Annotated in this window: 19 protein-coding genes and 1 pseudogene; 10 read left to right on the forward strand and 10 right to left on the reverse strand. The window is 60.2% G+C overall.

Features of this window, described 5'->3' with window-relative positions:
* The first annotated feature begins 235 nt into the window (after nucleotides 1–235).
* Entirely contained in the window at nucleotides 236–1,891 is a 1,656-nt protein-coding gene (locus K9B33_RS19610; protein ID WP_224550786.1) for a GH39 family glycosyl hydrolase, read from the forward strand.
* Nucleotides 1,892–2,262: 371 nt separating this feature from the next.
* On the opposite strand, the gene K9B33_RS19615 is transcribed toward K9B33_RS19610, so the two are convergent.
* The 9 genes from K9B33_RS19615 to K9B33_RS19655 all read right to left on the reverse strand — a co-directional run bounded on the left by K9B33_RS19615 (nucleotide 2,263) and on the right by K9B33_RS19655 (nucleotide 10,721).
* Nucleotides 2,263–2,919: a TetR/AcrR family transcriptional regulator gene (locus K9B33_RS19615; RefSeq protein WP_224550788.1), complete on the reverse strand. Its 657-nt coding sequence runs from the start codon at nucleotides 2,917–2,919 to the stop codon at nucleotides 2,263–2,265.
* Between the two features lie 152 nt (nucleotides 2,920–3,071).
* Nucleotides 3,072–5,123 (reverse strand): TonB-dependent receptor, encoded by a 2,052-nt coding sequence (locus K9B33_RS19620; protein ID WP_224550856.1) that lies wholly within the window; start codon nucleotides 5,121–5,123, stop codon nucleotides 3,072–3,074.
* A gap of 310 nt (nucleotides 5,124–5,433) precedes the next feature.
* On the reverse strand, nucleotides 5,434–5,949 hold the full coding sequence (locus K9B33_RS19625) for a DUF6644 family protein (protein WP_224550790.1): 516 nt from the start codon (nucleotides 5,947–5,949) through the stop codon (nucleotides 5,434–5,436).
* 24 nt (nucleotides 5,950–5,973) lie between these two features.
* Nucleotides 5,974–6,462, reverse strand: a complete 489-nt coding sequence (locus K9B33_RS19630) for a DUF6644 family protein (protein ID WP_224550791.1) — start codon at nucleotides 6,460–6,462, stop codon at nucleotides 5,974–5,976.
* A gap of 145 nt (nucleotides 6,463–6,607) precedes the next feature.
* Nucleotides 6,608–7,192: a nuclear transport factor 2 family protein gene (locus K9B33_RS19635; protein ID WP_224550793.1), complete on the reverse strand. Its 585-nt coding sequence runs from the start codon at nucleotides 7,190–7,192 to the stop codon at nucleotides 6,608–6,610.
* Nucleotides 7,193–7,234: 42 nt separating this feature from the next.
* Nucleotides 7,235–8,218 carry a hypothetical protein gene (locus K9B33_RS19640; protein ID WP_224550857.1) on the reverse strand — a complete coding sequence of 328 codons (984 nt, stop codon included), beginning with the start codon at nucleotides 8,216–8,218 and terminating at the stop codon, nucleotides 7,235–7,237.
* A gap of 32 nt (nucleotides 8,219–8,250) precedes the next feature.
* Nucleotides 8,251–8,979: a hypothetical protein gene (locus K9B33_RS19645; protein ID WP_224550795.1), complete on the reverse strand. Its 729-nt coding sequence runs from the start codon at nucleotides 8,977–8,979 to the stop codon at nucleotides 8,251–8,253.
* 10 nt (nucleotides 8,980–8,989) lie between these two features.
* Complete coding sequence (locus K9B33_RS19650; protein ID WP_224550796.1) at nucleotides 8,990–9,397, reverse strand: DUF6152 family protein; 408 nt, start codon at nucleotides 9,395–9,397, stop codon at nucleotides 8,990–8,992.
* Nucleotides 9,398–9,479: 82 nt separating this feature from the next.
* The gene (locus tag K9B33_RS19655) at nucleotides 9,480–10,721 is read right to left on the reverse strand and encodes a hypothetical protein (RefSeq protein WP_224550797.1); all 1,242 of its coding nucleotides are present in this window, start codon (nucleotides 10,719–10,721) and stop codon (nucleotides 9,480–9,482) included.
* 93 nt (nucleotides 10,722–10,814) lie between these two features.
* Here K9B33_RS19655 and K9B33_RS19660 point away from each other — a divergent pair.
* From K9B33_RS19660 to K9B33_RS19670, 3 genes and pseudogenes are all read left to right on the forward strand, one after another.
* Nucleotides 10,815–10,946, forward strand: a pseudogene (locus K9B33_RS19660) (ferritin-like domain-containing protein); the annotation flags it as partial.
* Nucleotides 10,947–10,983: 37 nt separating this feature from the next.
* On the forward strand, nucleotides 10,984–12,330 hold the full coding sequence (locus K9B33_RS19665) for an Nramp family divalent metal transporter (protein ID WP_224550799.1): 1,347 nt from the start codon (nucleotides 10,984–10,986) through the stop codon (nucleotides 12,328–12,330).
* Between the two features lie 14 nt (nucleotides 12,331–12,344).
* Nucleotides 12,345–12,557 carry a hypothetical protein gene (locus K9B33_RS19670; protein ID WP_224550800.1) on the forward strand — a complete coding sequence of 71 codons (213 nt, stop codon included), beginning with the start codon at nucleotides 12,345–12,347 and terminating at the stop codon, nucleotides 12,555–12,557.
* 59 nt (nucleotides 12,558–12,616) lie between these two features.
* Here the strand turns inward: K9B33_RS19670 and K9B33_RS19675 are convergent, their stop codons facing one another.
* On the reverse strand, nucleotides 12,617–13,477 hold the full coding sequence (locus K9B33_RS19675; protein ID WP_224550802.1) for a winged helix-turn-helix transcriptional regulator: 861 nt from the start codon (nucleotides 13,475–13,477) through the stop codon (nucleotides 12,617–12,619).
* A gap of 766 nt (nucleotides 13,478–14,243) precedes the next feature.
* Between K9B33_RS19675 and K9B33_RS19680 the strand changes: the two genes are divergently transcribed.
* From K9B33_RS19680 to K9B33_RS19705, 6 genes are all read left to right on the forward strand, one after another.
* Nucleotides 14,244–15,551, forward strand: a complete 1,308-nt coding sequence (locus K9B33_RS19680) for a tyrosine-type recombinase/integrase (RefSeq protein ID WP_224550804.1) — start codon at nucleotides 14,244–14,246, stop codon at nucleotides 15,549–15,551.
* Nucleotides 15,552–15,709: 158 nt separating this feature from the next.
* A complete protein-coding gene (locus K9B33_RS19685) occupies nucleotides 15,710–16,567 on the forward strand; it encodes a sce7726 family protein (protein WP_224550805.1) in 858 nt (285 codons plus the stop codon).
* Nucleotides 16,568–16,574: 7 nt separating this feature from the next.
* Nucleotides 16,575–17,516, forward strand: a complete 942-nt coding sequence (locus K9B33_RS19690; RefSeq protein ID WP_224550807.1) for a sce7725 family protein — start codon at nucleotides 16,575–16,577, stop codon at nucleotides 17,514–17,516.
* A 7-nt stretch (nucleotides 17,517–17,523) separates the two neighbouring features.
* Entirely contained in the window at nucleotides 17,524–18,561 is a 1,038-nt protein-coding gene (locus K9B33_RS19695; protein ID WP_224550809.1) for an RES family NAD+ phosphorylase, read from the forward strand.
* Nucleotides 18,558–19,310, forward strand: coding sequence for a hypothetical protein (locus tag K9B33_RS19700; protein ID WP_224550811.1), 753 nt, complete (start codon nucleotides 18,558–18,560; stop codon nucleotides 19,308–19,310). The genes K9B33_RS19695 and K9B33_RS19700 overlap by 4 nt, the downstream gene beginning before the upstream one ends.
* A gap of 127 nt (nucleotides 19,311–19,437) precedes the next feature.
* Nucleotides 19,438–19,866, forward strand: a complete 429-nt coding sequence (locus K9B33_RS19705) for a hypothetical protein (RefSeq protein ID WP_224550813.1) — start codon at nucleotides 19,438–19,440, stop codon at nucleotides 19,864–19,866.
* Nucleotides 19,867–19,869: the final 3 nt, after the last annotated feature.

Consider the following 19,869-nt stretch of genomic DNA (forward strand, 5'->3'; position numbering starts at 1 on the left):
AAGATGATCTTCGCGGAGAAAATCGGTCTGCTCCACGCCCCCCACAGCTATTGGTGTTCCAATGGCGGCGCGGCCGAAGCGCGCGGCGAAAGCCCTGACACATAGACGCCGACCGGCAGCCTAGTTGGATAAACTGCTGCCGTGATGGAGACAATGACTCGCCATTGCGAAAACATAGTCAGGTTAGGGCGACTCCGGCAAGCTGACGCCCATGGTTCGGTTTCACAGGCCACGGATGGTGAATGCTGATGCTGGTGTCGACATCATGGCGTCGGCTGAACGCATCACATTTTATCGTAGGGCGGCTGTTCCATGCCTTCCCGCAAGAGCCGAAATGCGGTCGGGCGGCGTATCAGGATCGGCCTGTATTTTCATTTGGAGTTTTGCGATGTGGAACAGGCGCGAAATAATCAAGGCGGGGACAGCTATCTCGACTGCCGCCCTGATCGGCTCGCAAGCAAGGGCCGCAATCGCATCCGTACCGATCACAGTGGATCTTGATCGCGATACGGGTCCGCTGGATCACATCTGGTCCCGTTGTGCGGGATCGGATCGCGCAGCGATGACGCTGCGGGCGGACTGGCGGCGCGATCTCGACCGGTTCCGTAACGAAGCCGGACTGGAGCGGGTGCGCTTCCACGGCATCTTCGCCGATGAACTGGGCGTGTGGACAAGCGGGGCGACGCCCAATTTCCAGAATGTCGATGCCGTTTACGACGGCTTGCTGGCGCGCGGCGTGCAGCCCTTCGTGGAACTGAGCTTCATGCCGCGAAAACTGGCAAGCGGGACGAGGAAGTTCGGCCTGTATGGCGGGAACATCTCGCCCCCTGCATCGACGGATGACTGGTCAGCCTTCGTTCGCCTTTTCGTGCAGCATCTCATGGATCGTTATGGAAGGTCGAAGATACGGCAATGGTATTTCGAGGTTTGGAACGAACCTGACCTCCCCTTCTTCTTCTCGGGTGAGCAGGAAGACTATTTCCAACTCTACAAAGCCACATCGGCTGCAGTCAAGGCGGTTGACCCAGCACTCAAGGTGGGCGGGCCATCGACATCGGCGGTTCAGTGGATCGAGCCTTTCCTCGTTTTCTGCGCCGCCAATGATTGTCCGGTAGATTTCGTCAGTACGCACATCTACGCGGGCGACGATCAGAACCATATATTCGGTAACGCTCCATTGCTGTCCCAAAATGACGTGATCCCGGCCGCGATGGCGATGGCTCGGCGTCAAATCGACGCGACACGTTACAAAGGCGCAGAACTTTGGCTTTCGGAATGGTCGGCAGACAGCCCTGCCATGATAGCGCATATTCTCGCTAACTGCCTGCCATATTGCCATGCCATGTCGCAATGGGCGCTGAGCAGTCATTTCGAGGAGATAGTCGTACCAAATTACGTCCTGAAAGAGGGCGATAATGGCTGGGGAATGTTGGCGCGCGGCAGCATCGCCAAGCCACAATTCAACACTTATAAATTGTTGAATCGCATGGGTAATCATCGTCTGGCTTCGACCGGACCGGCGCTCGCGTCGCGCGAGGGCAAGCGCGCCGCGATCATGGTCTGGAATCTTGCGGAGGTGCAGCAGCCGTCGGGCATACCGGGGCAAAGCAGCGTACGAACTGTTTCGGGTGGTTCGAAAGTAATGAACATCACGCTGAAAGGCGTGCATGCCGGGCGTAAGGTGCAGGTTAGCTATGTGGATATGGAACGCGGCTCGCCTTTCCCGGCTTGGCGAAAATTGGGATCACCGCAATATCCCACGCGAGCACAGATGGATCACATCAGCGCCGCCGCTGAAATCGCTCCTCCCCAAAGCCTTGCTGTCAGCGAAGACGGCAGACTGACACTCAATTTGCCAGCCGAAGGGATAGCTTTAATCGAAATCAGATGAGCCAACAGGCTATATAGCCGTAGGTACGCAACCATATTCTCATCGAGGTTGATGGACCCCGTGATCCTGCGCGGTGGCGCGACGGCCGCCACGCCGATCTGCCAGAAGCTTGCGCATAGCGACCCATACCAGGAGTCCGGCACGGGATGGCCGGCGCGTTGATCTTCAGCGTCTTCGATGGCCATCCGCTGCACTAGAGCATCGCGTCGCAGGCGAATGCAGATAGTGGCATCAGATCGATCATTGTCCATTGCCGATCCCATATGGGATCACGGTATGGACAGCGAAAGAAATCGCTCCACGATTATGTCATTCAGCGTTGCCCGCTCACAACGTAAAGTTCGACACCCCCGCTCGTGTTGGCCAGCGATCTACTCCAACGTTGCCCTGGCTGCAGCTTTTGCCGCCATTGCCGCCCCGGCGCCATCCACACCCAGAGCCCGCAATACACCAGCCATAAGGGGTATCATTTTGGTGATGAGGCGCTTGACGGACTTTTGACGATCAATCGAATCCTGCAACATCACAAGTGAGGCGCCCACCACCAATAAAGTAGCCGAATCGGCAGGGATTCCTTTGAAATGCCCCGATTCCAGACCGGCGATGACAACCTCCCGCGCCTTCATGTTGAGCGGCGCAGCATCATCCAGCAATTCCGGTGACAACTTCAGCAATGCCGCAGCACTTTCCGGGTGATCCAAGGCGAAACGCAAAATTACGAAAGAACCGCGCACCAGCCGTTCAGGTGGCGGCGTTGCCTCGTCGATAGCCGTCTCGAGCAGGTTGGCGACATGGCTTCGCATCAGTCTGAAAAGTTCGTCAGCAAGCGCTTCCTTGCTTTCAAAATGATTGTAGAGGCTTCCCTTTGCGACTTCCGCTTCTTTGGCGATGTCGTCGATGCTAACACCCTCGACAGATCGCATGGCGAACAGACGCTGCGCGGCCTCCAGCAGCGCCAGTCGAGTGCGATTGACGCGACGGTCCGGCTTCTCGTCCGTATTACGCGCTGTGTCGAGCTTGCCCAGCAATGACTGGGACGGCTTCGCGTTTTCCGTTAGTCGGGGTCGAACGGCCATTCCTTATCCAATCTGCATGATCCGCATCGTCTCTGCGTCTTGGACTACCTTCGCCGAAAATGACCGGATCGTTCAACTAAATTCTCAAAAAGACCATGGTTCATCTAAAAATGCACTTTCACGCCGGCGCGCAGGGTGCGTGGCTCCACGACACGGCTGAGACGTCCTTCGACCGGCGCCTGATCGAAGCCGGGAATATAGGATTGATACCAATAGGCGATGTCCTTGTCCTTGCTGCCCAGCAGATTGAGGACTTCGGCATAGATATCAAAGGATCCGAACTTGCGCGCGCCGCGGACGTTGACGACGTTGCTGCCCTTGTCGCGTTGCGAATTATCCTCCAGCAGCGGATAGGGGCCGAGATGGCGCAGCCGAACGCTCGCTTCCCACGGTCCCTTGATGAACGAGATACCTGCCGAGGCCGCGTTTTCAAAGGCGTTGGGAATATAATCGCCCGTGTCGTAGCGCGCGTGGCTGGCGGTATAGTTCGCGTCTATCGCCAGCCAGGGGACGGGACGCCAGAAAGCGACCAGTTCATAGCCGCGACGCTTGCTGGCGGCGGATGGTTCGACCGCGTTGGAATCGCCCACGAACCGGAGTTCGCTGCCCAGATTCAGCCACCAATAGGTCGCCGTAAAGTTGAAGGTGCCGAACTGGAAGCGCGCGCCCAGTTCCTTGCCCGTGCCCGAGACGAGGACCGGCACCGGCGTCGTCGTCACTGCGCCGCGGACGTCGTTGGAATGGAAACCCTTGCCCCAACTGGCGTAGAGTTCGACACGCTGCCCCACCTGATAGGCCGCCTGCGCCTTGGGCGAGAGGATGGCGTCGGAACCCGACCCCTGCCCCAGTGCGACCGCTTCTGCGTCCAGCGCGCGGACGGAATAATGATAATAGTCGCCGCGCAGCCCGCCGATCAGACGAAGCCCGGCAAGGGGCCGCCACGTCGCCGACGCATAGAGCGCGGCCGATGCTTCATCGAGCGCATACAGGCCCAATGAATTGACGAACTGCCGCGCGATCGTGTGCTGCACCCCGACCCGGCTGACATTATCATATCGGTTTTCGGTGCCCAGCGTCAGTTCGAAGCGGTCGGACAATTTCCAATCCTTCTCACCGGTCAAACCATAGACGGATCGGCGGTCGAACTGATGGATTTGGGCGCTGATACCCGCCGCGTCGAAATATTCGGGGTTCGAAAACATGTTCCAGTCATAATATTGGGCATAGGCGTTGACCCGCCACCCTTCGCCGGAAAGTTTCGCATTGGCGATCAGACGCGTCGTTTCGCCGGTCGCGGTCGGACCGGGCGAGCAAAATCGGTCGGCGCAAACCGAGGTTCCAATGATCCGTTCGGGTATCTGCTCGGTCGGCTTCCAGGTGCCGCGATAGCCATGGACGGTCAGTTCCAGTTCGCCCAGGCCGGTTGGCCTGTCATATTTCACAAAGCCCGCATAGTGGCGCAGGCCTTCCGGCTGCTCCCACGGACCGTCATAGACGCGAAACTCGCCCACGACGGTCAGGTCACCACCGGCGACATTTTTGATCGTGCCGCCGGCGGCGATCCGGCGATGGCCATAGGAACCGGCCTCGACGGATGCCCAGGGCCGGTCATAGCGTTCGATCGTGGACATATAGGCGGCGCCGGCCATGGCGAAATCACCGCCGTCCGCGCGGTAGGGGCCCTTGCGGAAATCTTCGCGCGCGACGATCTCGGGGATCAGGCCGTTTAAATCGAGATAACCCTGACCATGGCCGTGGGACCGGAAATTCATCTGGACGCCATCGATATAGGTGCTGAAGTCCGATCCATGGTCCAGGTTGAAGCCGCGCAGGAAATATTGGTTGGCCTTGCCGCTGCCCGAATGTTGGGCGGCGACCATGCCGGGCACGGCTTCGAGCAGTTCGGCCGTCCGGAGCAGCGGCCGCACGAGCAGGTCCGAACCGCTGATGGTCCCCTCGCTCGCGGCCTGCGCGGTGCCGATCTTCAACTCGCCCCGGCCGAACACGATGATGTGGGCGTCATCCTGTCTGTCGGTCGTCGTTTCGGCGGGTTGCCCGGCAGGGGAAGCCGGGGGAGCATCCTGCGCGTGCGCCGGTGCGAGGGCCAAGGGCAGCAGGCAGATCGCAATAGCCGTGGCGCTGCAACGAAGAAACATGTTCAAGGGCCGATCCTCATATATTATCGGTTGGCGATGGCCGGCAGCCCCTGCTCTGGACGCGCCGTCGGACATCATGGGATGAGCGTTCGACTGCCCGAGTTCCGGCGCGAACGCTTGTGCGTTACGGTTCACGCGAACGTTGCGTAACGACGCGCAACGCCAGGGATGCGAGACGGAGCGATACCTCAGAGCGAGCTGCGATCGCCCATTCCCCGCCGGGGAAACGGACGCTTTCCTTCCCGGACGCATTTCGGGCGCCGGCTTTGCAGCCGACGCCCGTGCGGTTTTCAGGATGATATATGGGGAATCAGGCGAGGGGGTAGGAATAGCCGATCCATCGCCCGAGGAAGACGATGAGAATCCACAGGGTGAGCGAAGTGATGCCGGCGACCTTCGCCGCGCGCGGTGTGGGCAGCCGGTCATCCCATTCGCCGATCTTGCGATAGGCGGTCAGATGAAAGACGGCCATGTTGATGCCCGCAATAAAGATGGCGAGCAGCTTGAAGCGGAAAGGCATACTTTCATAATAGCCGGTCGCATTGGACAGGAAGAGCAGGGTGCCGGTGCCGATCGCGAGGACAAAGGCCACCCAGGTGAAAGGCAGCATATCGACGATCAACTGGCGTGCGCCGCGGCGGTGCGAGGAGAAGCCTATCAGCCGCAAATCGACAATCGCGATCGTACCAACGACGATGGCGATCATGAGCACATGAGCGCTCTCGATCCAGGGAAATAACGTCCCGCTTTCGCGTATTGCAGTGGCGATGGCCGAATCATACAGCGTCTGCATCAGGCCGCCTTCGGTCTCAAGGCTGGGTACCATGGGATATTCTCCAGACAGATATGATTATTGGTAGTAGGCGATCCAGCGCCCGCAGAAGACGACCATCACCCAAATCGCCAGCGACGCCCAAGCCATCGGCTTGATCAGCCGCGCCGCGCGGGCGTGCTCGATCCGGTAATCGGGATGCAGGATGGGATAGCGGAACAGCAGCGTGAGAGTGAAGCCGGTCAGGACCAGCGCCATCTTAGTCCAGAATACCGGATTCATCAGCACGCGATAAGGTTCCGCCCAGCCGAGCAGGGTGCCCGAAGTAAGCAAAAGGGCAAGCCCACCCCACATCCAGGGCAGGTGTCGCTTGACCACGCCGCGCGGCGTTTCATCTGTGGCCAGCACGCCGGCCAGGCGCAGGTCCATCACGATGGCCGCGCCCAGGACGGCCGCGATGGCGACGATATGGATACTTTGAACCGCAGGCACGATCCAGGCGATCTCGCGCAGGCTGGTGCTGATCTGGGTGCCGTAGAGATGCTGGGCGAACTGTTCGACTGACATGTCGGTAAATCCTCAAAGGCTTGGCGGCCGGGTCGGCTTGGAAGGTGGAACGAACCGGGGCGCCCTGCCCCTGCCGCTCTCCCTAATGGCCCATCCTTGACGGCAACGCCTGTAGAGAACGGTAAAGTTCGATGTAACAGACAGGTTACCGTGGGCTGACGGGCGGCGGAACGGCATCCGATGGAAGCCCGCCAGAAGGCACAGGCCCAGGGGGTGAGGAGGATGCCGCTCCCAAGCCGGGCGGGGGCGGACTGACGTCCCAATGCTCGACCAGCCGACCGTCCCTTACGCGAAACATGTTGAAGATATAGGCTGGCGCCGTCCCTCCCGCAGGATTGGGCATATCACGGGCCGTCAGCAGCATCACCAGGTCGTTTTCCGCCATGATCGCGACGGTTCTTGCCGGAGGCAGCTTCATCGCTGGCATGGTCTGAAACATGCGAATCAACTTATCGCGTGCGCTGCCAGCCCCAGGCAGACGCGCAAAGGCCTCCGCATGCTGGACATAATCGGCACTAAGATAAGTTTCGGCGATGCTCTGAATGCGCGCGCTTGTGGCGCCAGCCGCGTCAGCATCGTCAAGAGCCTGATAGAAACCCAGCACGACCTTCTTGTTCGCGGTTTCCGTATCATGCGCCAGGCTTGGCGATGAGAAGGCCAGCATAGCAGCGAGTGGCAGGCTGAACTTCAGTATGTGGCGCTGGCGGCTGAACGTCGGCAAATGTCGCATTGGCGTTTCCTATAGGTTGGGCCTTTGTGGCGGGTCGCACGATCAGTCCAGCGGTTCGGGAACGAGGCCGCCGTCCACAGGCACGCTGGGATCGCCAACCTGTTCTTCGCAATTATATTCTGCGAACACGGCCTGATGCGGCACCCAGCCGAAGGTTCGCACGATTGACCATGGACCTGTATAATAGGTCGGGTCGATGATGGTGGTAACGACCTCAAGGAACGGCACCTGGCCGTCCACGCCCACTTTACGGATGCGCTGGATCAATCTGCCCTTCGTCGACAAGGGGGTGCCATCGACGTCGAGCCAGATGGCCTGTTTGAAATCACTCGTTTCGACTATCAACGTGCCTCCGTCCCAATGACCGGTTGAACGACCCATATATTGTTTTTGCGACGGAAGGCTCGTGCCCTGCGGATCGAGGGATATGATCCAGCGACCATGATATTCTTCGAACAGAAACTCGATATGATCCTTGGCTTGCACGATCAGGAACGGGAAATTGAGGTCGCGCTGCCACTGCGGCCCCGGCGGGCGACAGATGGCCGATGCATTGGTGAACGGCTTGCCATCCTTGAGCGATTTGACGCGCCGGGCGATGATCTTCGCCCCCTCCATCGTGTAGGGCGCGGGTGCGCCGTACATGTCGTTCTGGGAACGAAATTGAAGTGGCAGATTGTTGACCCAGGTGCCTTGAAGGTCGCGCGGGTCTGAAGACGGCATGACCGAATCTGCGGGCAATGGAGGCCGCGGGGGCAGCGCGCCCGGCCCAGGTGGAGGCAGGTCGGCCACAAGCTTTTGCGCGGGCGTCAGCACCGGACCCAACGGCACGCCGGGCGGGGGTCCGCCGGTTGCGCCGGGAGGCAAAGGAATGCCGCCGGTGGGGAGCGGCCCAGCCGGTGCGCCAGACGGCGGCGGGCCGGCTTGCGCCTGTGACGACACAGGCTGCACGGCCAGCCCGAGCGCGGTCATGGCGACAAGCGCATCGCGCCTCCGCCCGACGAGAAACGAAAAATGGGTGGTCATGCGGACATGCTCCAGATCAAATGGCGGCCGCTTCACTTGGGGAAGGCAGGCTGCTTTGCGGCAATGCGATCAAGACACACATCTTCGGCGAAGATGGCGTCGGGCTGTCGCTTGTAAGTGACCACCGTTTCCCAGGGCCGAGTAAAATAGGCCGGGTCCGCAATCGTGATGCGGTTTTCCAATGTATTGGCATCGACAAGGCGATAGCGTTCGGTGACTTTGAGATCGTACCCATGGGGGACCAGATCATCGATCAATGTCCGATCCGATACGCCTTCCATGACCGAGACAAGCGTATCCCCCTCCCAATGCCCGGCTGACTTGCCTGTCGTGGTCGGAATGAGTCCCTGCCCCATCAGATCGGGCTGGGGCGGAACGCCAACATTGATCTGCCGGAGCACGCGGTTCCATTCATAGTCGAAGGTTACGACATTTTGCCGGTTCCAGATCTTGAACCGCATCGGCGTAAGCGCCAGACGCGGCACGCCCGGGTTCGAACAGCGGGACAGGGTGATGTCATAGTCATCGATCTTGCCTTGCGCCCGAAGCTTCCTGTTGGCGTCGTAAGCCTTGCGCCCTTCGGCCGTGAACGGCACCGCACCGGCTACCGGCCTGAAGCTGTTCATGGGCGTCGCGATCTTCCAGACACCCTCCAGATCGGGCGGCGGCCCCTGCGCTGGGCCGGCGGCTGCGGCGCAAAGCGCCATGCCAGCCAGCGCAGCGCGCAGGATGATACGGCTTTCCTTTTCATTGCTACCCATGTCGCTTCTTTCAGTTGCCGCCGTTGGCGCGTGCGGCTTCGCTGTCGGCGAAAGTTCGGCCGTTAGAGAGCTTCAAGCTCGCCATCGCTCCGCCCGGCGATCCGCCGGTGTTGGGATGATAGGTCACCTTGACCTTTTCGCCGCGCTTGAAATCACGCGGTGCGAAACCCTGCTTGGAAAACATCAGCGGGCTTCCGCTGACGATCGACATCTCCCTGGGCTTGCCCTTGTCGAGATAGATCAGCACCATCGAGGAATGCGGGGCCCCCCAGCGAAACTCCTTCAATGTCCCGTCGGCCGTGAGCGTCCTGCTCATGTCATATGCCGCAAAGGAATGATGCGCGAGCGCGAAGCCGGGGATGAGGCCGATCCCCGCCACCGCCAGTCCCAGGGGCCAGGACTTCCGAAAGGCATTCATTTTATTGCTCCTAAATGGAGCAGCTACGCTAACCTCGCCCTTATACGGCAGTTAGATGAATCATTTCCTGTACGAGGGAAGGCTAGGCGACGTCCCGGTAGCATCCTGTAGGCCGTTGCATCAGGTCGAATTTTGTCTGTGCCAATCCCCGTGCGGTCGTCGCGTCGCCCAGATCGATGGCCCGCACGATTCGCCGATTAAGCGCCGTGATCTCCCCGATATGGGGCGGGATCAATGCATCTCTTGCGATAAAGGTATTGGCGAGCCCCAAGGAGCGCACCACGATCGAAAGAAGAGGATTGCCGCTCCGTTCCAGCAACTTGTTTTCAAGGATTATGGCTTCGAAACCGTCAGGACCGGACGAGGGAGCGATAAGCCTGAGGGGCGGGCCGTCCGCTGCCTTCACGCGGGCCGCAGCGAGCATGGTCGCACTGCTGACGAGGAAGAATATCGTTTCTCGTATGTCGAGGGCCAGCGCGGCGCTGGCGACAAGGCTGGGTGCAAGTAGGCGAATGACTCCCGTCGGCGCCGTCGGCGGCGCAAACTCGGCGCCTTTGCGCCCCTGCCTGCAGCGCAGGACACCAAAATCCTGCAATATTCTTCGCGCCTGCCGCACGACCCCTTCGGTATAACCAAGACGCTCGGCAGTTTCCCATTCTGCCTCCTGCCTGCGTTCGGGACCGCTGAGTTCGCGCGCCATCCGTGCGGCAAGAGCCATGGCGGATTTGCGCCCCGAAAGGGTGAAGCCCTTTTCCGCGACATCAAGCGCGACGATCGGCGCATTGTTCTTCTCCGGCCCGGCCAGTTGATCCAGCCGGGCAAAAGCCCTGACGCAATCGCCATCGTTGATTGCCGCTTCAAGCGCAGCATCGCGGGCAGGTGTCTTTTCCTCATGCGCAATACGCATCAACAGTTCGGCCAGACGTGCGAGCAGGCCCATCGTCCTGTTGCCTGCCTGTTCCGCAAGGTCGACGGCAAACCCCCACTGACCCTCAATCGTGCCGCGCAACGGCAAGACGACCCTTTGCTGGATCGCCGTTTTTACGATCATGCGCCACATGAGTGATCGAAATTCCTCGATGCAAGCATATGTCTCTCCCGCGAGCGCGAGATACATCAGGATCGATCCTGCAACATCGTCCAGGGATGGCGCTGCGACGAACAGGCCGCCGCCAGGACCGCGGCGAACATCCAGCATGCCGCGCGCTTCCAATATGGTGATGGCTTCACGCGAAGCAGGACGGCCCAACCCCAATTGCTTCTGCACGTCGGGTAGCGCACCAAGCGACTGGCCGACCGGCCACCCCCGACGGAATAGGTCCATCTCCAGACATGCTACCGCTTCGTGCGCCACGCTGACAGAATCGGACGGGGCCGTTGCCCCCATCATGCAGGCGCCCATGCGCTGTTGCAGATCGACGGCATCGCCTATAGCCGCACGACGGGCGAAGTGCTCAACATCGTCTATCTGACGAAGCTGGCCGCACAGAAAGGCGGCTTCTTCCCCAATGGCCTCAACGGCAGCCTCAACACCAGCACCGCGCAATAGCGCTGGACCTGGACTGCCATTTCAAAGGGGATAATCGATGACGCCTCCGCCACCCGCCGACATCGCGATGCCGTCCATGGACATGCCGGACATCAGGCCCAGCCTGCCCGGTTCCTATCGGACGATCGCGGTGCCGCGGGCTGGCGGCAGCGTCTGGAAGAAAATGGGCGCCTTCGCCGGTCCCGGCTATATCGTCGCGGTCGGTTATATGGACCCCGGCAACTGGGCGACCGACCTCGCGGGCGGGTCGGCCTTTGGCTACACCTTGCTGTCGGTGATCCTGCTGTCCAGCATCATGGCGATGGTGCTGCAATCACTCTCGGCCAAACTCGGTATCGTCACCGGCATGGACCTGGCCCAGGCCTGTCGCGCCCAATATAGCGCGCCGGTCCGTGTCACCCTCTGGATCATGTGCGAACTGGCGATCATCGCCTGCGACCTTGCCGAAGTGGTCGGCACGGCCATCGCCCTGCAATTGCTGTTCGACATTCCGCTGGTGATGGGCGTGTGCCTGACCGCCGCCGATGTGATGCTCATCCTGTTCCTGCAACAGCGCGGCTTTCGCCAACTCGAAGCCTTCATCGTAGCGCTGCTGATCGTGATAGCGGGCTGCTTCGCCGTCGAACTCTTCCTGTCGAAGCCCGACCTTGCCGCAATCGGCATGGGCCTTGTTCCCAGCGCCAGCGTGGTCACCAACCCGGCGATGCTCTACATCGCGATCGGCATCATCGGCGCGACCGTGATGCCCCATAATCTCTATCTTCATTCCTCGATCGTCCAGACCCGCAGCTTCGAGCGGAGCGAAAGGGGCAAGCGCGAAGCGGTGCTGTTCGCCACGGTGGACAGCACCGTTGCGCTGATGCTTGCCATGTTCGTCAATGGCGCGATTCTGATCCTGGCGGCATCCTCCTTCCATGTCGCGGGCATGACCGGCGTGGCCGAGATCCAGGATGCGCACCGCCTGCTCGCGCCGATGCTGGGCGCCGGCATCGCCAGCACCCTGTTCGCCGTGGCCCTGCTGGCATCGGGACAGAATTCAACGATCACCGCGACGCTGGCGGGGCAGATCGTGATGGAGGGCTTCGTCAACCTGCGCGTGCCTGCCTGGCTGCGCCGGGTCGTCACCCGGATGCTCGCCATCGTCCCCGCCGTGATCGTGGCGGCTCTCTATGGATCGGAAGGGACGACCCGATTGCTGGTCCTGAGCCAGGTGATCCTGAGCCTGCAACTGCCCTTCGCCGTCGTTCCCCTCGTCAAATTCACGAGCGACCGCAGGCTGATGGGCAGCTTCGTGAACCCGCATTGGCTCAAATTCGCGGCCTGGGCGATCTCCGCGATCATCATCACCCTCAATCTCAAACTGCTGCTCGACTTTTTCCTTTGAAAAGGAGGACTGACATGAAAGCCACCCTGCGTTCCACCTTCATGCGACTGACGGCGATGGCAGCGGCCATCGGCCTGCTCCTTCGCGCCATCCTGTTTGATCGTGCGGACCTGCCCTTTGCCATAGCCATAATGGTGGCCGTTTTGGTCTATGAGGGCCTCTATCATCTCGCCAGCCGGTCGGTCCAGAACCGGGCGCCAGCGTCACGCGCAAGGCCTTCCTATTAATGCCGCGCAACTTTGGGACCGGCTGAATCCGATGGGGAAGCCAGGGATATCGACGTGATTCAGGCCGGCGGAATACGTCGGACACGCTCCGTAAACATATATCCCTCGTTTCTGACCGTCCGAATGAAGTTGTGACCGGCCATTAATCGTCGCCGCAGGCGGCAGATTTGCGTGTCAATCACACGGTCGGTGACATCACTCCCCATCGCCGTGGTGAGATCCAAAATCTGGTTACGGCTCAAGACGCGGCGTGGATATGTCACGAAGACCCGCAGAAGCGCAAAGTCTCCCGGCGACAAAATTATGGATTCCCCCTGTTCGTTGACGACGAGATGCTGATTCATGTCGATCGTCCAACCTGAAAAGCAATAGAGATGATATTCCATTGCCGTCGATGGCACGCCGTCCTCGGCAGCCGCCGGCCTCTCGATCGCTTCTCCGATTTTTCGCCTGAGCGCTTCGGCTTCCCAGTCCGGAGGGATGATCGCCCCTGAAGCATCACAGAGGATTTTCAGTCGCTTATAATCGTCCATATTTTGCGAAAAAATAAGGATGCTTTGTCCCAGACTTTTTGTGGCCGACAGGAATTGGGCATATATGTCATCATTGAAAACGCCATTGAGCAGAACGAGATCGCAGATATTCTGATTGAACCGCTGCGATTTGCAGGCGCTATCGGCATGGGTGACGGTCAAAAAACCCCAACTTTGCAGGAGCGCGGCCAAAGCACGGCTCCTATTCTCCTCGTGCTCGATAATCATGAGACGGCCGGATTTCATGTCTTGACCGCTGATAGGCAAGGCCGATGGCTGTCCACAGCGCGACGGATAGAGATCTGTCTTCGGTGCGCGGTGCAGGGTCGAGATGCGTCCAGGATAAAGGGGAAACCGGAACGGCCGATAGGGTTTAAGGCTTCTCATACGGTAGCCTCCAAAAAGCGGGCAGTCTTGACCTGCATGGGGCGGACCAGATTGGAAGTGCGTCGGCCAGGATGCTGCGTTCTCCCGTTCTCAGCCCATATGACCGTCACCTCGATATCCGTTCGCAAAAACTGGGTTTACGAGAGGTACGGCGACTTCCTTATGAGGGATGCAAGGGGTCAACTATTTGTCAGGGACCGTTGATCCCCTGATGGTTGACCCGCGTTTCTATGAGGCAAGCCCGTCTCGATCTCTCGCACGCTGTAGGCAGTCTGCCAGATGTCCCTCGCCAGCCAGATGTCCCTCGCCAGGATGTGGACAGTCACCTCGGTAGCGGGAATATTGGAAGCTTACGCGGCCCCATTGCTCCACGCGCCAACAAACGGGCGGAAGAGCCGGTGTCGCCAAATCGCAAAGCTCGGCCTGCGCTCACAAAGGCTGTCGCGCGCCATTCCTACAATTTTTGTGGAGACAATGTGCTTTTGCAGCGACCGTATATCCGGAAATCGCTTCCCAGTTGCCCCAGAAACCATTGATTTTTCGATGATTTCTGGAGCGGGCGAAGGGATTCGAACCCTCGACCCCAACCTTGGCAAATCTAGACCGTTACTTGGATGGACTACGCCCAGCTACGCTGAACTAAGACAAGTAGCTGTTTTATCATGATTCTACTTGTGCTATGCTCCGCCCGAGTTTGACCCGCTTCGCCCACCGGTGGACCCGCAGTGGTCCCGCAGGCATTACGGGTCCAAGTGGAGCCAGACAAGTGGGCAAACGATCGACGGCCAGACTGACGCGCGACCTGTGCGACAATGCGGCAGTGCGCGCCGAGCAATATGAACTGTGGGACGCCGAACTTGCCGGCTTTGCGCTTCGGATCATGCCGAGTGGCGTCAAATCTTTCATCGTGCGCTATCGGGCAGACGGCGGCGGCCGCACCGCGAAGCGTCGGACCTATACACTTGGCCGCTATGGCGCCCTTACGATCGATCAGGCCCGCAAACAGGCCAGGGCCGTCCTCGGTGCCGTCGCCAACGGCGGCGATCCCGGCGAAAAGCGGATCGCCAAACGCGGCGAGCTTCTGATTTCGCAGCTGCGCGATCTTTACGAGGAGCGCGGCTGCGTCATTCAGCGCGGGAAACGGATCGGCGAGCCGATGCAGCCGCTGACTAAGAAATATACGCTCTCTCGGATCGACCATCACATTGTCGCGCTTCTCGGGCGCAAGCGGATTGGCGATGTCAGCATCGCCGATGTCGAACAGTTCGCGCGCGATGTCGCGAGCGGCAAGACGGCGAAGGATGAGAAGACCGGACATCGCAAGCGGATCATCGTGCGCGGCGGCGAAGGTGCCGCACGCAAGGCGATCCGCGATCTGTCGGCCATGTACAGCTTCGCGATGCGCCTTGAGCTGACCGATCGCAATCCGGTCGACAAGGCCGCGGTGCGCAAAACTGACAATCAGCGCGAGCGCTTCCTGTCGCTTGAAGAGGTCAAGCTTCTTGGCGCGGCCTTCGACCAACTCGAAACAAATGGCACCAATCCCAAGGCGATCGCCATCGCCCGGCTCTGGGCGCTGACCGGCTGCCGCCGCAATGAGATCGCCGGCCTCAAATGGAGCGAAGTCGATCTCGACCGCGGCTTCCTCATGTTGGAGCAGAGCAAGACCGGGCGCTCGGTTCGCCCGCTCGGCCGCGCCGCGATCGAGATCCTGCGGGGCATCTCCCGGCAGGACGATTGCCCTTATATCTTCCCCGCCACGGAAGGAGAATCATTCTTCCAGGGCACCAAGGGCATCTGGCCCAAGGTGAAGAAGCTGTCTGGCTTGCATGATGTGACGCCGCACACGCTGCGCCACACGATGGGCTCGACCTCAACCTCCGCCGGTCAGGCGCTGGCGATGACCGGGGCAATTCTCGGGCATCGCAACCCCCGCTCGACTGCGATCTATGCGCATGTGCAGATGGCGCCCGCCAAGCGAGCTGCCGAACGCGCCTCATCGAAAATCGCCATCGCGTTGGGTCGCCAACCTGTTGGCCGCCGCAGACGCGCGCCCGAAAGCGCTGCGTCATGAGAGCGGCGTCACAACCTTTGCGCGGGGGGCATCTCCATTCCGGTCAATTCCAGGATTCCTTCCAGAAGCGTTCTCGGCTAAGAGCGAACGCGCCTCAGAATGCGACTGGCGGCACGGGCGGGGGATCGATCATCTACAGCGCTGCGCAACTTTCTGCTTTGACGCGCCTGTTTTCCGCCGCCGTTTTTCGCGAACTCGCCAAGAAAGGCCGGTCCGGCCTGTTCCGCCGACTGGTCGACCAGACCGATCTGGGCGACCGCTGCAGCGCGAACGCCACCGTCGGCGATACGTTCGACTCGGCGTTCGACATCCTGAAGGTGGCCGGGCAGCGCGACGAATATATCTACCGCGCCGCGATCAGTCACAAGATCCTGATGGGCACGCACTCTCTGCAGACCGCCTCGATGCTCAACGAGTTTCGCGCTGGCGCATGCAAGGCGGACCTGGTCATCCTGAACGGCACCGCGACGGTCTATGAGATCAAGTCCGAGCGGGATACGCTGGCCCGGCTCGCGAACCAGGTCGAGAACTACAAGCGCGTCTTCGCCAAGGTGAACGTTATCGCCAGCGAGAGCCATATCGACGGGGTGCTGGCGACGGTGCCTGACGATGTCGGTGTTATGAGCCTGTCGCGCCGCTACCGGATCAAGACCGTGCGCGAGGCGATCGACTGCCCCGCGCGGATTTGCCCGGTCACAGTGTTCGAATCGCTGCGCTCGGCCGAAGCGGTTGCAATCCTCAAGACGCTCGGCGTCGCAGTTCCTGACGTCCCCAACACGCAGCGGCATGCGACGCTGCGGACACTGTTCGCCGACCTCGATCCCGCCACGCTGCACGTCGAAATGGTCCGCACCCTGAAGCGCACCCGCAACCTCGCCCCGCTCGGCGAACTCGTCGAGCAGCTGCCGGACTCACTGCAGGCGGCAGCCCTGTCGATTTCGGTACGCCGCGCCGATCATGATCGGCTTGTCGCGGCCATCGGAACGCCGCTCCGCGCGGCGATGGCCTGGAGCTGAGCACGGCATGTACCACCCCTATTTTCGCGGGAAGCAGTTCGAGCTCATCACAATGCGCGAAAGCGCCAAGCTGATGGCCGGTGCCGGATTTGTCCCGATTATCGAACCGGTGAAGGAATCACTCGGCGGCCTTGAGAAGACGCTGAAGGCGATCTGCGATGCCGGCGGCAAGGCGATCGTCATCGTCAATCCTTATCATGGCGATCACCAGGAGGACGGAGCCAGCATCACGCAGCTTCTGCAAGACGAGTATATCGGGAACGACGCAATTTCTGCCGGTATCCTGTTGCGCAGTCATACCTCCCTCGCCGATGCGATGGCCTGCTATGAGGCGCACAAGGATCACCATCCGACATTCGTCCATGCCGGTTTCACGGCCCAGAAGGCCTTTGCCGACTTCCTGGGTGGCGACCTGGCGGCATCACACCATGTGTTCGTCGAAGAGCATGCGAACACCCTCTATCGCAAGCATTTCGACGGAAGCACGCGGGTTTTGCTGCGCGACGGCTTCAAGCGGCTGAAAAACGCCGAATATGCCAAGATTCCCTTCGAGGAATTTTCCGAACTGCACCTGACCTTCGGCGACATGAAGATGGCCGGCTTCGGCGATTTCCTCATGGTCGGCGATAGCTATTCCGAAGGGGGCGGGCCCGCCTATGCGGTCGCGATTCACCTGACCTACATCGATCCTGACAATGATGATGTCATGTACATTTATCATTTCGTCTCGACGACGAATGATACCCCAACCGACCCCGCCGGCAAATTCGCGCAGGCGCTCAAGAAGCTCATCGACAAGCTCGACAGCGGCGATTCCAAGCTTTTCGAATCAAGTGCGATCAAGGAATTTCGCGAACTGCACGCCAAAGGCCATTTTCCTGGCCTCGGATATGTGAAGAAGCTCTCGATGAAGCATCATATCGAGACGTTCGCCGATTATTTCAGCTGACACGATCATGCGCAAACGGCGTTGCTGTCCTGAGTGCTTTGACGATCGCCATCTGCGCGACAATGTGTTTCCGTTTCTGGAGACTGATGTCGGGACATGCAGCTTTTGCCGAACCGAGAACGTTCTTTTGGTGAATCCGAGCGATCTCGCCGCCACCTATTTCGAGCCGCTGGTCAATGTCTACGAGCTGGCGGACGAAGGACCGACGCTCGTCGAATGGATGCAGGAGGATTGGCAGCTGTTCACGCATCCGCGGATGGACGCTGCTCACGCGAAGGATCTGCTCGGCGAAATTCTCGACAATGGCGACATCGTCCGCAGATCGTTCGCGCCGTCCTCCAGTTACAAAAGCGAAGCCTTGCTGCGGTGGGAAACCCTGCGCGAGGAATTGATGCACCAGAATCGCTGGTTTCTTGGCACGACTCTCGATCAAGACCGGCTCAGCGAGCTTCTCGAATATCTCGAGGTGGGCGAACTGCCGACCAAATGGTATCGGGCGCGGATTCGCGCCGGCGACGACAATTACCCGATCGAACAGATGGGCGCCCCACCCAAACGCTCCGCATCCCACGGACGCGCGAACCCTGCGGGCATTCCCTATCTCTACCTCGGTTCGAAGCCTGAAACCGCCACTGCGGAAATACGGCCCCACACCGGCGAAGTGGCATGCGTGGCGGATTTCGAGATCCCGCAAATTCGAGCGGTCGATCTCCGCAATCCGCGGAAGCATATTTCGCCTTTCAGCTTTCAGCAGGCGAGTGTCATCGGCCAATTGCGAGCGGACCTGCCGCTTCTCCAACGTCTTGGCGAGGAGCTGACGCGCCCCGTTCTCCCTTCCGGCGCGGCGATCGACTATATCCCAAGTCAATATCTGTGCGAGTTTATCAAGAAATGCGGTTTCGACGGCGTTGTCTATCGCAGCTCGGTCAGCGACGGCATTAATCTGGCCCTGTTTGACCCGGCCACGGCTGAGGGCGGCGCAGTGGCGCTCTATAATGTGGCCAAAGTATCGGTCGAGGTCGAAACGATCCAGGAAGGAATGTGAGCGCCATTTTTTCTCGTGGCGCTGCGCGCATCCGGCATGCGGCGACCGGCGAAATATATGAGGTTCCCGCCAATGAACTCGAGTGGGCCGAGTTCGCTTCGGACGAGCGGCAGATGGGGCCAGAGATTGGCTATTCGGCCGCCGTCGAGCATCCTGCCCTTGGCCTGCTAACCTGGGAGCTGTGGGAGTACCCGCTCGGCGCCGAGAATATGAAGGAAACCCACGTCAACGGTCATGAACTGCTCGCCAATATCGATTTTGGATTGCAGCATTTCCCCGAGGACGATGACGAACCGGAGACCGTGCCGCCCCTTGCGGTTCGCTTGGCGGCACTTCCGCAACAACTCGATGCACTCGAGCGCGCGCTTGAGCAATTGCGCGACGCATCCCCGATGCTCGGACACAATCAGCCGCCATCGGAATTTCAAATGGGGGTGGCCGATGCCGAGATTGCGGCGGCGCAAGACAGCATCGCCGAGGTTCGCGCTGAGCTTGCAAGTCCTGCTGCGATCGATGCCGCGGACCCCGTTGTCGTTGAACGCGCCGCCGGTCGCTTCGCGAAGCTCGCGAAAACGGTTCGCAGCTGGCTGGCTTGGGCCGCAGGCAAAGCGGGTACCGGCATTGTGACGGGCATCGGCGCGGGCGCGGGAACGCAGCTCTGGCAGAACCGCGTCGAATTGCTGGAGACGGTGTCCGGTGTCGCCGACACGCTAGCCGTTTGGGCGCAGCACCTCATGAACCAGCTTTGATCGTGTCTCTGACCCAGCCATGAGTACGGTGCCGAAGGCCCTGAGCCCCGCGCTTTTAGCATTTTGCAGGACGATTTCGGCCGAGCGGCCACTTTACGTTCGCTCAAAGCCATCAGCAGACGCCCAAATGTCCGCCTGCTTCGACAATGTTGTTCGAAAGATCGAGCGAGCGGGCGGCCAGACGATCTATGGCTGGGCCATCTGGCACGTTCCCGGACTCTATTTCGAGGCCGAACATCATGGGGTCTGGCGTAATCGCCAACGGGCACTACTCGATGTCAGCCCGCAGCTGGGACAGGTCGCCAAGATCCTCTTTCTGCCGGATCCCGACGCGATCTATGATCCCAAGCAGTTTCGTTCGAACCGGCTGGCGCCAGTCGACGATAGCCCGCTTGCGACCGAATTTGTGGCCTTGGCAACGGCGCGAAATCAACTTCTCGATGCTTATCGAACGGGAGAATATGTCGTCGCGATGCTCAGCGGTGCCGATCAGGCCGAGCTGGACAGGATCGACCGGCAGCTGAAGGACATTTGGGAAACGGCGGCCAAGCGCTGATCG

The organism is Sphingobium sp. 3R8 (assembly GCF_020166615.1).
In the GTDB taxonomy this organism is placed as follows: domain Bacteria; phylum Pseudomonadota; class Alphaproteobacteria; order Sphingomonadales; family Sphingomonadaceae; genus Sphingobium; species Sphingobium bisphenolicum.